Here is a 15705-nt window from a genome sequence, read left to right as displayed (position 1 = left end):
CCTCGTCCTTTCCGCCTTTCCCGCCGCTATCGCCATTGCGGCATCCGATGGGGCCTTCCCCGGTCAAAAGTTATCTCGCAGCCACTGTCCGACACGCTGAAACCTTCCTCCGGTTCCAGTGGAGCGCGTGAAGAGTCCGCCCCTTATCTTGCCGCTCTCGAACTCCGCGACCTGCGGATAGATGAGCAGTCCGATTGGAGCTGCGAAGGCGGGGCCTTTGGCCGCCTCCGGCAGGCCGGCCACCCCAAGCGGCCGGCCCAGTCGCACATTGCGCCCCATAAGCCGACGCGCGGCCTCCGGCAGTCCGGCGAGCTGACTCGCGCCGCCAGTGAGCACCACACGGCGGCCTACAAGGCTGCCATATCCCGAACGATTGAGCCGGTCGCGGACCAGCTCCAGGATTTCTTCGATGCGCGCACGCACGATCCGCGCCATCACCGCCCGCGGCACCTGCAGGGGGTCTTCGCCCTCATCACCCATAGGCTGGATGGCAACCATATCGCGATCGTCCGCGCTTACCGGAAGGGCGGAAGCATGCATCACCTTCAGCCGCTCGGCATCCTCTAGCCTGGTCGACAATCCGCGAGCCAGATCCATGGTGACATGGTTTCCGCCAATCGGCAGCGCATCGGCATGCACGAACTTGCCGTCGACGAAAACCGACATGGTTGTTGTGCCGCCGCCAATATCAATGCAGGCTGCACCCATCTCCGTTTCATCATCGACCAGCGCAGCAAGCCCGCTCGCATAAGGAGTCGCCACCATGCGCTCTACCGAGAGGTGCGAGCGGTTGATGCAGAGTTCCAGATTGCGCAGCGGCACGGCGTCTGCTGTCAGCACATGCATGTCGACACCAAGCGTGTCGCCCATCATGCCGCGCGGGTCGCGGATGCCGCGCTCCTGATCCAGCGAAAAAGCAACAGGAAGGGAATGCACCACCTCGCGGTCCGCCTGCATCGCCTGGCGCGCACCGGCAAGAAGCACGCGGGAGACGTCGGCTTTCGAGACCTCGTAGCCGCCCAGCTTGATAACGGCCGAAGCCGTATCACTCTTCAGACGGCCGGCGGAGACATTCACGATCAAGGATTCAACGGTCAAACCGGCCATGCGCTCAGCGGCGTCGACCGCAAGACGGATCGCATGTTCCGCATGATCGAGGTTCACGATCACGCCCGATTTCACCCCCCGCGACTTCTGGTGACCGATGCCGATCACCCTGATGCGATGGGTTCTGTACGCTAGTGCGCGCCCGCTCTCCGCCGGCAGGAGCCGCGCGATGATGCAGCAGATCTTGCTCGATCCAACGTCGAGCACGGTCACGATACCAGACCCTTGCGCGCCGCCGCGATTGCCAAGAAGCCAGCTCATATCCTGGCCCCTTTCTTCCGCAGTTCTTCCATTTCCTCGAAGACCGCCTGGCGTGCCTTGGCCGCATCCGGCGAAAGACCCACGAACAGGCGGCCGGGAACGCGCATGTCGACAGTGGTTACATCGCGCGAGAACAACCCATATTCAGCATCAAGCCGCGAAGCCTCTTGCAGCGCCTCCATCGCGCCCACTTCCGGCAGCTTGACCGTTAGCCCGTTATCGAGACGCAGATCCCAGCGCCGATCGGCCACGCGGATGTAGGCACGCACACGGTCCTGAAACCCTCGCACCCGCTCCACCTGCGCGATGAATTCCGGCCCCTTCTCATTGGCACCCCGGCCGATCACCATCGGGAGCGAGGCATGGCGCCCACCGGAGAAGGGAGCAATCACCTCACCATTCCCCTCAATGACCGCGAGCTGGCTTCCCTGCTGCCAGATGGCAAACGGCTTCTTCTCGACAATGGCGATGTCGAGCGTGGCCGGATAGACTTTGCGGACCGTGACGTCCTCGACCCAGGGAAGCTCCGCAATGCGTTGACGCGCCTCTTTCACATCGAAGCCGACCATGGATGTCCAGCCATCAAGGCCGACCTGCTGCAGCACATCGATCTCGGAAACCTCGACATTGCCCATCACCTCGACATGTTCGATGGCAAAGCCGACGCGAGAGGTCAGCGCCGCCACCACGGCATCCATGTGACCGCCCTGCAAGCCGCCATAAAGCCCGGTGAGCGCAAAGAGCGCTGCAGTCGCCCCCGTCGCCGCGAAGGGAGGAGATTCGAATGCGCCCAGCCGCAAACGATGCATCATGCGCGCAGGCTTGCGCATAAAGCGCGGCAAGACGGGGCGCACCTCGCCAGAAGCCCTCCATGATGACATCAGCGCGAACAAGAAGCGTCCTCCACCATCCAACTCAACAGCGATCCAAAATCGATACCCGCTTCAGAGGCGATATCAGGGACCAGAGACGTCGGCGTCATGCCGGGCTGCGTATTCACCTCCAGCCAGACAAGCCCTTCCTCTCCCGGAAGCCGGTCGTCGTAACGGAAGTCTGAACGGCTCACGCCCCTGCAGCCGATCGCTCGGTGTGCCATGAGGCTCAGTTTTTGTATTCTTTGGTAAATATTCGGTGAAATTTCTGCGGGACAAATGTGTTTTGAGCCGCCAGGAGCGTATTTCGAGTCATAATCGTAGAACGAATGCCCCTGCGGCACGATCTCGCAAACACCCAGCACCCTGTCGCCCATGACCGCGCAGGTCAGTTCACGCCCATGGACATAGCGCTCCACCATGACGCGATCACCGTAGCGCCAGTCATCGGAGGTCAAAATCTGAGGAGGACGCCCCTGCCCCTCCCGGACAATAACAACCCCGAAGCTGGAGCCTTCCGCAACTGGCTTCACGACATAGGGAGGCTCCATTGGATGCTCGCCTACGATGTCGAAACGGCTCATGACGCGCGAGGCAGCCACCGGCACCCCGGCGGCGCCGGCAACCAGCTTGGCAACCTCCTTGTCCATGGCAATCGCCGAGGCGCGCACGCCGGAATGCGTATAGGGAAGCCCGAGATATTCGAGCACGCCCTGGATGGTCCCATCCTCCCCAAAAGGCCCATGGAGAGCATTGAAGGCGACATCCGGCCCCAGATCCTCAAGCACCCGGGCAACGTCGCGCGCCACATCGACTCGCGTGACGCGATACCCCTCCGCCTCTAGCGCCCGCGCGCAAGCCTCACCCGAGGACAAGCTCACCGGGCGCTCTGACGAAAACCCGCCCATGAGCACAGCAATATGCTTGTTCTTCATTGGCATAGGCCCTTCTGCGGCTTGGCCACGATCGTCCTCGCGATAATAGCTACTGGAGAACTCAGGCGGCCATTGGCCGCCGACTCAAATCAGGAAACGCTTTTAGCTAAAGAATCAGAGAGTTGACTCACTGGCAAGGGCCTGAGATTCCCGCCAATTCAAATTTTCTGAGAAAGCGGCTCAAAAGTGAGCGGTAGAGGATGCAGCCGGACCCGGCCGGTTAACGGCAGGGTTATCGGCAAAGATCGCAGCAGCTTTTTGCCCAAGCCAGGAATGTTTCCGGCGAAGCGGACCTACAGGTCACCCTTATGGTGCCGATGGGTGAAGATGGCGGACGCTAAAGGAGCTGGCCGAGGAAGGGATCTATGGTGTGTCCGGCCCTGAAAGCACCGATGCGCCTGATTTCCCATTGCAGTTTGATGCCGGACGTCTCCAGCACACGGGCGCGCACCGTCTCGCCTAGATATTCAAGCTCATAGCCGGTCGCAGCTCCTGTATTGATCATGAAGTTGCAGTGCATGGGCGACATCTGCGCGCTGCCGATCATCAGGCCGCGGCAACCGGCTAGGTCGATCTCCTTCCAAGCCGAGCTTCCTTCCGGATTCTTGAAGGTCGAGCCGCCCGTCTTCTCGCGGATGGGCTGCACTGTCTCGCGATGGTGCTGCACCGCGTCCATGGCGGCGCGGATCGCCTCCCGTTCCTCCGGATAGCCTTCCATGAGGACGGAGGTGAAAATGAGATCGGCCGGCGCTTGAGACTTGCGATAGGCATAGCCCATATCCTTGTTTGAAAGCACATGCAGCTCGCCCTTCCGGTCGATCGCTCTCACCTCGACCACTCGCTCGCGCGTCTCCACGCCATTGGCGCCGGCATTCATCCTCAGCGCGCCGCCGAGGCCGCCCGGGATTCCGTGATAAAAATGGAAGCCTCCGATACCTGCCTCCAGCGCAACCGCAGCAAGGCGCTTGTCGGGGATGGCTGCTCCGGCTCGAATCCGGGTGGGCGAGACCTGCTCAGCCTGCCCAAAGCCTTTGGCGGACAGCCTCACGACAAAGCCGCGAAGACCCCCGTCACGCACCAGAAGGTTAGAGCCGATACCGACGACAGTAACGGGAATCTCTTCGGGTACTGCGCGCAGAAAATGGGCAAGATCCTCTTCATCCTGCGGCTGGTAGAGCGCATCAGCCCTGCCCCCGGCACGAAACCACGTTATCTTGTCCATTTCAGCATCAGGCGTCAGCCTTCCGCGCAGGCCGGAAAGCCGCGTACCCAGCTTCTCGATCAGTGCTTCCCCTTCCTTCATGAGCCAAGCTCCTGCGGCAGTGCATAGGCCCACTGGGTTATGCTGCCCGCCCCGAGGAAGACGACAAAATCGCCTTCCTTCGCAATGTCGCGCACAATAGGAGCGATAGCCTCCGGTCCCTCGATGAAGCGGGCGTCCCGATGGCCTGCCGCACGAACGCTCGCCACCAGCGCCTCAGCCGTAATGCCATCGATCGGAGCCTCGCCCGCCGCATAAACAGGCGCGATCAGAACCGTATCGGCATCATTGAAGCAGGCGGAAAAGTCGGAAAACAGATCACGCAAACGCGTGTAGCGGTGAGGCTGCGCGATGGCAATGACACGCCCCCCGGTAGACTCCCGCGCGGCCTTGAGTACAGCGCGAATCTCGACGGGGTGATGACCGTAATCATCGAAGATCTGGACACCGTTCCATGAACCGGTTGGCGTGAAGCGCCGCTTGACCCCGCCGAAGGCGGCAAGTCCCGCGCGGATAGCTTCTTCCCCAAGGCCAAGCTCGCCGGCAACGGCGACGGCGGCAGTTGCATTGGAGACGTTGTACCTTCCCGGCATTGGCAGTCGGAGGCCTTCCATCACCCTAACGCCCCCTTTGCTGCGCTCGCTGAAGGCAACATCGAAGACGGAAACCGCGCCATCCATGCGCAGTTTCTCAAATCGCACATCCGCCTGTAAATTCTCGCCATAGGTGATCACGCGGCGGTCTTCGGTGCGGCTGACGAGCAACTGCACCTCGGGATGGTCGATGCACATGACAGCGAAACCGTAAAACGGAACATTCTCCACGAACTGACGAAAGGCATCCCGCATTTTTTCGAAAGAGCCATAATGATCGAGATGCTCAGGGTCGATATTTGTAACAACGGCAATGTCGGCCGGAAGCTTCAAGAACGTACCGTCGCTTTCATCCGCTTCTACCACCATCCAGTCGCCTTTGCCCATGCGGGCATTGGTGCCGTAAGCATTGATGATGCCGCCATTGATGACGGTGGGATCGAGCCCGCCCGCTTCCAGAAGCGCTGCGACAATGGAAGTCGTGGTGGTTTTGCCGTGGGTGCCGCCGACGGCAATTGCCTGACGGAAGCGCATGAGCTCGGCCAACATTTCTGCACGCCGTACGATCGGCAGCAGGCGCTCGCGGGCAGCCATGTATTCGGGGTTATCGGGCCGGATGGCACTGGAAATGACGACCACCTCCGCCTCGGCAAGATTTTTGGGCGACTGGCCGACAACTACGGGAATGCCCTTTTCACGCAGCCGGGTTACGTTCGCATTTTCCGCCTGATCGGAACCCTGCACGCTGTAACCCAGGGTATGCAGCGCTTCGGCAATACCGCTCATCCCGATACCGCCGATCCCGATAAAATGCACAACTCCGATCGTCTGCGGCATTTTCATGCGGCCGCTCCCCTTCTGAAATCCTCTATTGTTTGACCTGCCGCAACAGCCTCGGTAAGCGCTGCCATGAGGGAAGTCGCGTTTGTCCGCGCCACCGTCCTTGCTGCTACGGCCATGGCAGCAAGGCGGGGGGCGTCCTGAAGTAAGGCAGCAAGCTCCGCAGCAAGCGTGTCGGTGCGGATGTCTTGCTGCTTTCTCACGATGGCAGCTCCCGCTTCCACAAGAAGGCGTGCGTTGTGGGATTGGTCATCGTCCAACGCATGAGGCAGCGGCACGAGGACCGCCGGCCGACCGATGACCGCAAGTTCAAGCACTGTGGACGCGCCAGCGCGCGATATGACCAGGTGGCTTTGAGCCATCCGTGCCGGAAGATTGGAAAAGAAGGTCGCAACCTCCGCATCCACAGAAAGTACACGATAACGCTCGCGAAGCCTTTCCTCGTCCTCGGGTCGCGCCTGTTGGACAATTGCAAGGTGGGCACGAAGCGCATCCGGCAGGCGCGCGATGATCTCGGGCATCATTTCGGAAAAAAAGCGCGCGCCCTGGCTGCCGCCAAAGATGAGCAAGCGGACTGGTCCGCCATCTTGCGGAGCTTCATAGGAATTGACCGCCGCATCGAGAACGGCCTGCCTCACCGGGTTTCCGGTCTCCACGATCTTGGGAGCATGAGGACCCTCAGCCTTCAGGAAGCCGCCAGCAATGGCGGTGACGCGAGGGGCGAGCATCCGGTTTGTCCGGCCCATCACGGCGTTCTGTTCATGAATGATGGTCGGTACGCGGCGCCTTGTCGCCGCAAATAGAGGAGGAAGAGTCGGATAGCCGCCAAATCCCACCACGACCTTTGGCCGCAGCCGCGCGATGAGCGCGGAGGACTGGCGCACACCACGCCAGATGGTGAGCATACTGTTCAGCAGCGCGAGCGGGTTGCGGGAACTAAAAGTCGCAGCCTCTATCGTGTGCAGCTTGTTGGCTGGGAACGCACCGGCATAGCGGGCTGCCCTGCGATCGGTCACAAGATGCACTTCCCAGCCGCGGGCTGCCAGCGCATCGCCCAGCGCTTGGGCCGGGAACAAGTGCCCGCCTGTGCCGCCGGCGCATAAGAGTACGGTCTGATCCGCCATGTCAGCCGGCCGCTGCCGCAGCGCCGGATACACCGGCAAGCACAGGGCGCCGCTTCTCCGGCTTCTTGCGCGTCAGTGCTAGGACAATGCCCATGGAAATGGCCATGGCAATGAGCGAGGAGCCGCCATAGGAAATGAAAGGCAGCGTCATGCCCTTGGCCGGCATTAGACGAACGTTCACGGCCATATTGATGATCGACTGGAAACCGAACAGGATGACAAGACCGGAGAGCGCATAACGCACGAAAGCATCCTCCTCGCGCCGAGCCATGGCAAGCCCCCTCAGCACGATGAAGGCAAAGAGCGCCAGGATGAGCAGGCACATGATGATGCCAAACTCCTCCCCCGCCACGGCGAAGACGAAATCTGTATGGCTGTCCGGAAGGATGCGCTTGACGGAGCCTTCCCCCGGACCCTGACCGAGCCAGCCGCCGCGTGTCATCGCTTCGAGGCTCATATCGACCTGAAAGGTATCGCCTTCACCGGTGAGGAAGCGGTCGACACGATCAGCCACATGCGGAAAGGTCGCATATGCAAGAACCCCGCCGATGATCCCCAAGCCGCCCAGAATGGCAATCCAGAGCCAAGGCATCCCGGCTATGAAGAACATGACGCCCCACGTTCCAAGAACAAGGATCGTCTGGCCGAGATCCGGCTGAGCAATAAGCAGGGCCACCACCAGCCCCAGCAGGATCATGGCGAAGAGATTGCCCGGAATTTCTGGCTGACGCGCATGTTCGGCGAAGAGCCACGCACAAATGACGACAAAGGCCGGCTTCATGTATTCGGAGGGTTGGACGGAGATGCCGAACAGGTAAATCCAGCGGCGTGACCCCTTCACCTCCATGCCGAAAAAAAGCGTGATTACCATTAGAATCAGAGAGACGACAAGCATCACGAGCGCCAGCCTCCGGATGCTTCGAGTATTGAAGAAGGAAACGCCGATGAGGACCATTACGGCGGGAATCATGAAAATGATCTGCCGTGTGACGAAGTGGAAACTGTCAAGCCCGATACGCTCAGCAACAGCGGGGCTTGCCGCGAAAGACAGGATCACCCCTAGCCCCATCAGCATCAGGAAAGCGGCAAGGAACCAGCGATCCACCGTCCACCACCAATTGGCTACCAGGCTGCGGTCAGTGCGGCTGATCATTTTCCTGTCCCTCGTATCGGCTCGACGCCCGCGAGCGAAAGCACCGCCTGGCGGAATGCCTCACCCCTCACTTCAAAATTCCTGAACTGATCGAAACTCGCACAGGCCGGCGACAACAGAACCACCGCTTCGCCCACAGGATCTTGCGCCGCATCCCGCGCAGCATGCTCGACGGCCGCTTCCATCGTACCCGAAATTTCGAAGTCCGTCGCCTCCCCCAAGGTGGCTGCAAAGGCAGGTGCCGCCTCGCCTATCAGGTAGGCCTTCGCGACCCTTGAAAAGTAAGGTCTCAGGCTTTCGATGCCACCCTCTTTCGCAAGTCCACCGGCGATCCAGTAGATGCGCGAAAAGCTAGACAGCGCGGGTGCGACTGCCTCCGCATTCGTCGCCTTCGAATCATTGATGAAGAGAACATGCGCCTTCCTGCCCACCTGCTCCATGCGATGGACAAGCCCTGGAAAACTGCGAAAGCCTGCCTCGATCTGCGCGACCGTCAGGCCGCAGGAAAGGCAGGCTGCGGCAGCAGCTAGCGCGTTCTGCGCATTGTGCCGGCCCCGCAACGAACCGATGCCTTCAAGCGAAAACAGGGGCGTGGCCCTTCCCCCGTCGACCCTCATCAACAGCGGGCCATTGGCATAGAAGCCGTCATCGAGCGCATGGGAGGTCGAAATCCGCATCGCCTTGCGGCCGGCGTCCTCCAGTCGCGCCGCGATAACGCGGCAATGGGCATCGTCCATGCCGACGATCGGCACCCTGCTGCCTAGAACCAGCCGTTCCTTCAGAGAGGCATAGTTCTTCATGGTCCCGTGCCGGTCGAGATGGTCAGGCGAAAGGTTGAGCAGGATACCGATGGTGGGATCGAGCGATGGCGCAAGATCAATCTGATAGGAGGAACATTCCACCACATAGTGGCGGTTGCCTGCAAATGGATCGAGCGTCATGACGGCCCGGCCGATATTACCTCCCATTTGAACATCGCGGCCGGCGGAAGTCAGCACATGCGCCGTCAGTGCCGTGGTGGTGGACTTGCCGTTGGTGCCTGTTACGGCGATGAATGGGGACTGAGGCGCATGCGCCCGCCTTTCGCGCGCGAAAAGCTCAACGTCGCCGATGATCTCCACGCCTGCCGCCTTGGCAAGATCAACGCACCAGTGCGGGCGCGGATGGGTGAGCGGAACGCCCGGCGCAATCAGCAGCGCGGCAAGTTGCGACCAGTCGGCCTGGCGCAAATCGACTGTTTCAATGCCTTCGGCGGCGGCCAGGGCTATGCGTTGAGGATTGTCGTCCCAGGCAAGGACCGAGGCCCCCCCTGCCAGAAGCGCTTGCGCCGTCGCAATTCCCGAGCCGCCAAGGCCGAAAACGGCAATACTCCTGCCGTGAAAGGAGGTAGCGGGAATCATGAAGCCTCCATTCAACCTATCTCAGTTTCAGCGTCGACAGTCCGATTAGCGCCAAAAGGACGGCAATGATCCAGAAGCGGATGACGACCTGACTTTCCGTCCAGCCGAGCTTTTCGAAATGGTGGTGAATGGGCGCCATGAGAAAGACGCGGCGGCCCGTCATCTTGAAGAAGGCAACCTGAATGATGACGGAGAGAATCTCTATCACGAAAAGCCCACCGATGATGGCGAGCACGATCTCGTGCTTGGTAGCGACAGCAACCGTGCCGATGAGGCCGCCAAGCGCTAGCGATCCCGTGTCGCCCATGAAGATAGCGGCAGGCGGCGCGTTGAACCAAAGGAAACCAAGCCCGGCACCGATGACGGCGCCGAGGATCACCGCAAGTTCCCCCGTGCCCGGCACGAAATGAATCTGCAAGTAATCGGCAAAGATGGCGTTGCCCGACAGGTAGGCGATCACGCCGAAGGAAGCAGCGGCCACCATGACCGGAACGGTGGCGAGCCCGTCAAGCCCGTCAGTCAGGTTCACGGCGTTGCCCGCTCCCACGATGACGAAAGCCGAAAAAGGGACGAAGAAGAGCCCAAGATCGAGAAGAAGCTGCTTGAAGAATGGGAAGGTGAGCGAGGAAGAGAAAGATCCCTGTCCGGCACGCATGATGATCCACGCGGCAACCCCTGCGATCAGGAACTCCAGCGCCAGCCGGACCTTACCGGAAAAACCGAGATGCGATTGCTTGGTGACCTTCAGATAATCGTCGTAGAAGCCGATCGCTCCGAAGCCGACGGTGACCATCAGCACCACCCAGACATAGATGCTGGTGAGATTTGCCCACAGGACCGATGAGCCGAGTATGCCGGAGAGGATCATGAGCCCGCCCATGGTGGGCGTACCCGCTTTCTTGAAATGGGTCTGTGGACCGTCGGCCCGGATCGGCTGGCCCCGCCCCTGCCGCACTCGCAATGATGCGATGATTGCCGGTCCGAAGAGAAACACGATGACTGCAGCAGTGATAAGCGCGCCGCCCGTCCGGAACGTAATGTAGCGGAATATGTTCAAGGCCGAGATGGAATCAGCGAACTGAACGAGCAGCATCAGCATGTGTTTATCCCCGCGCGGACTTTATCCTGATCCGTCAAGCCCCCACCGGCCCGTCACCCGCCGCCGGAAAATGCCTTAGAAGGGCTTCAACCAATCGGGAGAAGCCCGTGCTCTTGGATGATTTGACCATGACCATGTCCCCCGGTCTCACCAGGTCAAGAAGAAGTTGCTCCATCTCCTCGACCGAAGCGCGATATTCGACGTCAATCCCGGCAGGAGGCCTGGCCGCCAGCGCTTTCATCTCCTCGCCCCCGATCAGCAGGACATCTACGCCACTTGCTGTGATTAGGTCGGCTAGCGCAGCGTGTAGCGCAGCCGAGTGGACACCGAGTTCCAGCATATCGCCCAGAACCGCAATCCGCCGCCCTTCCCCGGCCGGCATTGTCGAAAGCAGATCGAGCGCTGCTTTCATGGAGGCGGGGTTGGCGTTGTAACTCTCGTCGATCAGCGTGAACAGGCCGCCCTCCTTGCGCAGCCTATGGCGCTTGCCCCGCCCCTCGCCGGCGTCGAACTGGTCGAGAGAGCCAAGCAGCCTTGCTGGATTGGCGCCAGCCAAATACCCCGCTCCGATTGCAGCGAGCGCATCCAGCGCCATGTGGCGGCCGGGCGCGCCGATACGGCCGGCAAGTTCTTCGCCTGCCACCTTGATGGTGACTGCCGAGCCTTCCCCCTGCGGCTCCCTGGCCACAAGGCGAAGCTGCGCGCGCGCATTCTCGCCGAAGGTCCAGATATTCTTGATCCCCGCCTCGACCGCCATTTTCGACAGGATCTTTGAACGTTGGTCGTCGCGGTTGATAAGCGCATGCCCGCCCTTTACGACGCCGGAAAAGATCTCGCCCTTGGCGCGGGCAATCTCGTCCAGATTCTTGAAATGCCCCAGATGGGCCGCCGCAATAAGCGTGATGAGGGCAATATGCGGTCGCACGAGTTTTGCCAGCGGCTCGATCTCGCCAGCATGGTTCATGCCGATCTCGAAAACGGCATAGTCGCAATCGACCGGAAGACGGGCGAGCGTAAGCGGCACGCCCCAATGGTTATTGAAGGAGCGGTCTGCCGCATGCACGCTGCCTACGCTGGAAAGGGCGTGGCGCAGCATTTCCTTGGTCGTGGTCTTCCCCGCGGAGCCCGTGACGGCGATGATCTTGGCGTGCGTGCGCTGGCGTGCGGCAGCAGCAAGATCATAGAGCGCCTTCAATACATCGGGAACGACAAGCTTCGGCACCGAGAGGCGACCAAGCGCCGGCAATTTTTCCTGCGACACCACGAGCAGGCTGGCACCTGCGGCCATTGCCGCCGTCGCGAAATCGTGCCCGTCGAAACGCTCGCCCCGGATGGCGAAGAAGGCGTCGCCCGGTTGCAGCGTGCGCGTGTCAATGGAAATGCCCGTAACGCCTTCAGGCAAAGCGCCGAACGGACGCGCCCCCATGGCCTTAACCAACGGCTCGATTTCCCACAGCATCGTCAAGCGCCCATCTCCTCAAGGGCCAGGCGCACTTCCTCATGATCGGAGAACGGCGTCTTCACCCCCGCGACTTCCTGCCCTATCTCATGCCCCTTTCCGGCCACGATCAGCGTATCGCCCGTTTGCAACATGGCGATCGCGGCGCGGATGGCCTCTCGCCTGTCGCCAATCTCCCGCGCTCCGGGCGCGGCATCGAGTATCGCGCGGCGGATTGAAGCGGGTTCTTCCGAGCGTGGATTGTCATCGGTTACAATGACGATATCTGCGAGCCTGTTGGCGATGGCGCCCATGATGGGCCGCTTGCCAGGATCGCGGTCACCACCGCAGCCGAAGACGACAATGACGCGGCCGGTCGTGAAGGGGCGAACGGCAGCAAGCACGTTTTCCAGCGCCTCCGGCTTGTGCGCGTAATCCACGTAGATCTGGGCGCCATCCGGCGTTGTTCCGGTCAGCTCCAGGCGCCCCGAAGCACCTTTGAGATTCTCCAGCGCCAAAAGGGCATCGCCCGGGGCAAGCCCGGTGACGATCGCCAAGCCAGCAGCCACGAGCGCGTTGGCAATCTGAAATTCGCCCGCCAGAGGCAGAACGATTTCGTAGATCGTGCCTTCGTGCTCGATTTCTGCCCGCTGCCGATGACGCTCGTGCTCGTCGCGCTTCAGGGTTAGAAAAGTGCCATTGCGGCCAACCGTATAGATTTTCAGGCCAGCCTCGCGAGCCATTTTTTGGGTTGGCTCCGCCCAGGCGTCGTCCGCGAAGATGACAGCAGGCGCGCCCTTCGGCAGCAATGTGTCGAAGAGGCGCATCTTGGATTGGTGATAGTGCTCGATCGACGGATGATAATCCATGTGATCGCGGCCTAGATTGGTAAAAGCGCCGGCAGACAATCTCACGCCGTCCAAGCGCCGTTGAGCGAGCCCATGGCTCGACGCTTCCATGGCGCCATGCGTGACGCCGCTCTCTGACAGTTCCTTGAGCAGCCGATGCAGGCTAATCGGGTCCGGCGTCGTCAGTTCGCCATAATCGTCACGGCCAGGCGCAACCACGCCGGTGGTGCCGATGGAAGCCGCCGGCAGATGCGCCTGCTCCCATATCTGACGTGTGAAGGAGGCAACCGAGGTCTTTCCGGCCGTGCCTGTGACTGCCACCATGGTTTCCGGCTGCGCCCCGTAAAAGCGCGCTGCGGTGAGCGCGAGTGCACGGCGCGGATCCTCCACCTCCATGACTGGAATGCTGATGCCGCTTACCGTTCCGGGCATCGCGACAACAGCAACTGCGCCCTTGCGCGCCGCTTCAGCCGCGAAAGCTGCACCATCAGCCTTGCTGCCCTGTAGCGCAAAAAAGAGATCTCCCGAATTAACCTTTCGGGAGTCGGATGAGAGGCCGGAGAATTTCATGCCGCCTTCTATTGGCTCATCATGTGGCAAGATGTCGGCAAGTTCATCCAGCTTCATCATTTCTCAATAATCTTTTCAGGCCCTCCCGCCGCTCTCAAGGGAATCACTGATAGGAGACCAGCAGGGCCTCACCCTCATGGCCGAAATCCGGCTCCACGCCAAGTAGTGGCGCTGAACGGCGGATGATATTTCCGGCAAGCGGGGCGTTCGTCAGGCCAGAGGTTGCAGACATGCCGGGCTGCTCCGGCTTCGGTTCGTCCAATACCACGAATACAACATAGTCGGGATCGGTTGCAGGAAAACCAGCAATGAAGGTGTTAAAACGAGTGTCGTTAGAATAACGGCCATTGACCACCTTCTCCGCAGTCCCCGTCTTTGTACCCACATGGTAGCCTTGAACTTCAGCGCGACGGCCCGAGCCCTTCTCGGTATTGTAGCGGAAGAGATAGCGCATCTCGCGGCTTGTCTTTTCCGAGATGACCTGTTTTGCGAGCCTATTCGCCTCCTCTTCGGTGCGCGGGAGAAAAGTAGGAGGGATGAACTTTCCGCCGTTCAGCATCGCCGCGGACGCAGCCGCCGTCTGAAGCGGGGTGGTGGCAACACCGTGGCCGAAGGAAATCGTTACCGAATTGATCTTCTTCCAGATCGCAGGCTCCGTCGGTGTCGCGATCTCCGGCAATTCAGTGCTGATCCGGTCGAGAAGCCCAACCCGTTTCAGAAACTCGCGATGCCCTTCTATGCCCACCACATCCGCCATCTTGGCGGTTCCAATATTAGAGGAGTAGATGAAGACCTCGGGTACGGTGAGCACACGCCCCTTGCCATGAAAATCGCGGATGGTGTGCCGGCCAATCCTTAAGGGCCGCGTCGCATCGAAACTGTCGTTGATGCTCACCTTTCCTGAATCGAGTGCCATGGCGGTGGTGAAGAGCTTGAAGGTCGACCCCATTTCGAACACCCCCGCTGTCATGCGGTTGAGCCGATCCTTTTCCAGGGCATTGTATGGATTGTTGGGGTCATAGTCGGGCAACGAGACCATGGCCAGGACTTCGCCCGTGCGCGCATGGAGAATAATTCCGCCACCGGCGATGGCGTCGTAGCGCTCCATGGCACGCATGAGTTCATCACGAAGCACGTGCTGCACCCGCATGTCGATCGACAGGGAGAACGGCTCAAGCGTATCCGGTCCTGCAAGCCCCAAAGCCTGTAGGTCTGCCAAGCCCTGATCGTCGACAAATTTCTCGATGCCCGCGATGCCCTTATTATCCACATTGACGAGACCCAGAATATGCGAAGCAACCGGACCACCGGGATAGAACCTGCGTTTCTCCGTACGGAAACCGAGACCAGGAATACCCAGCGCAAGAATTTCCGCCTGCTGGCGCGGTGAAAGCTGCCTTCTCAGCCAGACGAAGCCGGCATCGCTGTCCAGGCGGCGGTATGTTTGCTCATAGTCGAGGTCAGGCAATACGCGCCGCAGCTTCTCAATCGCTTCATCGATGTCGACGATATGGCGCGGCTCCGCAAAAAGTGAGGCGGTCTTGATATCGGTTGCCAGCACCTCGCCATTGCGGTCGATAAGATCCGGCCGCGAAGCGGTGGGGCGGCTTTGGGGAAGATTCACCTGCTCCCGGTCCACCATTCCAAGATGGACGAGGCGCACGCCAAGAGCGGCATAAATGGCAAAGAGAACGCCCATGGCCATCAGCACGCGGCTTTGCGCACGCACGCCGGAAGCTTTCCGCCGGCCATTGATCACAATCGTTCTGCCTGGCTTCTCTCCTTGACGAGATGAACGCGACAGGCGTCCCAGACCCGGAATCCTCATCGTCCCACCCCTCCCGTCATAAGCGGATCAGGCACAATCAGCTCCTTTGCACTCTCGACGATCAGGGATTCAAGCGTCGGCGGGCGCATTGGGATTCCTCCGAGGGCAGCTTGCCCGGTTATCTGCTGTGGCTCGACAGGCTTCAGGCCCAGTTCGCCCTCATAGGTTTCGGCGAGCTTCTGGAGCCGCGCGGGCTGGGTAAGAAGGCTCCAGTCAGCCTTCAGCACATCGATCCGGTCCTTCTCGATCTGAATCTGGGTGGCAAGCGCCTCGACGCGGTTCATCATCGCCTGAGCGTCATGCTTTGTCTTGTAGGTGAAGGCGGCCGCTGAAAGCATGACCGCGATCAGAACAATGTCACTGGTGCGAAACATGG

General features: G+C 60.6%; 13 protein-coding genes. All 13 read right to left on the bottom strand.

Features of this window, described 5'->3' with window-relative positions:
* Nucleotides 1–63: 63 nt before the first annotated feature.
* Entirely contained in the window at nucleotides 64–1368 is a 1305-nt protein-coding gene (ftsA, locus tag HUS57_RS06710) for a cell division protein FtsA (protein WP_173932085.1), read from the bottom strand.
* A complete protein-coding gene (locus HUS57_RS06705; protein ID WP_246727759.1) occupies nucleotides 1365–2261 on the bottom strand; it encodes a cell division protein FtsQ/DivIB in 897 nt (298 codons plus the stop codon). The genes ftsA and HUS57_RS06705 overlap by 4 nt, the downstream gene beginning before the upstream one ends.
* Complete coding sequence (locus HUS57_RS06700; protein WP_173932084.1) at nucleotides 2249–3175, bottom strand: D-alanine--D-alanine ligase; 927 nt, start codon at nucleotides 3173–3175, stop codon at nucleotides 2249–2251. Before HUS57_RS06700 ends, HUS57_RS06705 begins: the two co-directional genes overlap by 13 nt.
* A gap of 337 nt (nucleotides 3176–3512) precedes the next feature.
* Nucleotides 3513–4478: a UDP-N-acetylmuramate dehydrogenase gene (gene murB, locus HUS57_RS06695; RefSeq protein ID WP_173932083.1), complete on the bottom strand. Its 966-nt coding sequence runs from the start codon at nucleotides 4476–4478 to the stop codon at nucleotides 3513–3515.
* Nucleotides 4475–5872, bottom strand: coding sequence for a UDP-N-acetylmuramate--L-alanine ligase (gene murC / locus HUS57_RS06690; RefSeq protein WP_173932082.1), 1398 nt, complete (start codon nucleotides 5870–5872; stop codon nucleotides 4475–4477). Before murC ends, murB begins: the two co-directional genes overlap by 4 nt.
* On the bottom strand, nucleotides 5869–6993 hold the full coding sequence (gene murG, locus HUS57_RS06685; protein WP_173932081.1) for an undecaprenyldiphospho-muramoylpentapeptide beta-N-acetylglucosaminyltransferase: 1125 nt from the start codon (nucleotides 6991–6993) through the stop codon (nucleotides 5869–5871). The genes murC and murG overlap by 4 nt, the downstream gene beginning before the upstream one ends.
* Nucleotide 6994: 1 nt before the next feature.
* Nucleotides 6995–8146 carry a putative lipid II flippase FtsW gene (gene ftsW / locus HUS57_RS06680; RefSeq protein WP_173932080.1) on the bottom strand — a complete coding sequence of 384 codons (1152 nt, stop codon included), beginning with the start codon at nucleotides 8144–8146 and terminating at the stop codon, nucleotides 6995–6997.
* Nucleotides 8143–9546 (bottom strand): UDP-N-acetylmuramoyl-L-alanine--D-glutamate ligase, encoded by a 1404-nt coding sequence (murD, locus tag HUS57_RS06675; protein ID WP_173932079.1) that lies wholly within the window; start codon nucleotides 9544–9546, stop codon nucleotides 8143–8145. The genes ftsW and murD overlap by 4 nt, the downstream gene beginning before the upstream one ends.
* Before the next feature lie 16 nt (nucleotides 9547–9562).
* The gene (gene mraY / locus HUS57_RS06670; RefSeq protein WP_173932078.1) at nucleotides 9563–10645 is read right to left on the bottom strand and encodes a phospho-N-acetylmuramoyl-pentapeptide-transferase; all 1083 of its coding nucleotides are present in this window, start codon (nucleotides 10643–10645) and stop codon (nucleotides 9563–9565) included.
* A 34-nt stretch (nucleotides 10646–10679) separates the two neighbouring features.
* Nucleotides 10680–12110 carry a UDP-N-acetylmuramoyl-tripeptide--D-alanyl-D-alanine ligase gene (gene murF / locus HUS57_RS06665; RefSeq protein ID WP_173932077.1) on the bottom strand — a complete coding sequence of 477 codons (1431 nt, stop codon included), beginning with the start codon at nucleotides 12108–12110 and terminating at the stop codon, nucleotides 10680–10682.
* A complete protein-coding gene (locus tag HUS57_RS06660; RefSeq protein ID WP_173932337.1) occupies nucleotides 12107–13558 on the bottom strand; it encodes a UDP-N-acetylmuramoyl-L-alanyl-D-glutamate--2,6-diaminopimelate ligase in 1452 nt (483 codons plus the stop codon). The genes murF and HUS57_RS06660 overlap by 4 nt, the downstream gene beginning before the upstream one ends.
* A gap of 46 nt (nucleotides 13559–13604) precedes the next feature.
* Nucleotides 13605–15329: a penicillin-binding protein 2 gene (locus HUS57_RS06655; RefSeq protein WP_173932076.1), complete on the bottom strand. Its 1725-nt coding sequence runs from the start codon at nucleotides 15327–15329 to the stop codon at nucleotides 13605–13607.
* Nucleotides 15326–15703: a hypothetical protein gene (locus HUS57_RS06650; protein WP_173932075.1), complete on the bottom strand. Its 378-nt coding sequence runs from the start codon at nucleotides 15701–15703 to the stop codon at nucleotides 15326–15328. The genes HUS57_RS06655 and HUS57_RS06650 overlap by 4 nt, the downstream gene beginning before the upstream one ends.
* Between the last annotated feature and the right edge of the window lie 2 nt (nucleotides 15704–15705).

This window comes from Chelativorans sp. Marseille-P2723 (assembly GCF_902809845.1).
Taxonomy (GTDB): Bacteria; Pseudomonadota; Alphaproteobacteria; order Rhizobiales; family Rhizobiaceae; genus Chelativorans.
Note: the sequence above shows the minus strand (reverse complement) of the source record. Positions and strands in the feature narration are given on the sequence as shown.

Coding starts and splice junctions, on each gene's coding strand:
- murG (WP_173932081.1), bottom strand. CDS start 6,993: ATGGCGGATCAGACCGTACTCTTATGCGCCGGCGGCACAGGCGGGCAC.
- HUS57_RS06660 (WP_173932337.1), bottom strand. CDS start 13,558: ATGAAGCTGGATGAACTTGCCGACATCTTGCCACATGATGAGCCAATA.
- HUS57_RS06700 (WP_173932084.1), bottom strand. CDS start 3,175: ATGAAGAACAAGCATATTGCTGTGCTCATGGGCGGGTTTTCGTCAGAG.
- HUS57_RS06650 (WP_173932075.1), bottom strand. CDS start 15,703: ATGTTTCGCACCAGTGACATTGTTCTGATCGCGGTCATGCTTTCAGCG.
- HUS57_RS06655 (WP_173932076.1), bottom strand. CDS start 15,329: ATGAGGATTCCGGGTCTGGGACGCCTGTCGCGTTCATCTCGTCAAGGA.
- murD (WP_173932079.1), bottom strand. CDS start 9,546: ATGATTCCCGCTACCTCCTTTCACGGCAGGAGTATTGCCGTTTTCGGC.
- ftsW (WP_173932080.1), bottom strand. CDS start 8,146: ATGATCAGCCGCACTGACCGCAGCCTGGTAGCCAATTGGTGGTGGACG.
- mraY (WP_173932078.1), bottom strand. CDS start 10,645: ATGCTGATGCTGCTCGTTCAGTTCGCTGATTCCATCTCGGCCTTGAAC.
- murC (WP_173932082.1), bottom strand. CDS start 5,872: ATGAAAATGCCGCAGACGATCGGAGTTGTGCATTTTATCGGGATCGGC.
- murB (WP_173932083.1), bottom strand. CDS start 4,478: ATGAAGGAAGGGGAAGCACTGATCGAGAAGCTGGGTACGCGGCTTTCC.
- ftsA (WP_173932085.1), bottom strand. CDS start 1,368: ATGAGCTGGCTTCTTGGCAATCGCGGCGGCGCGCAAGGGTCTGGTATC.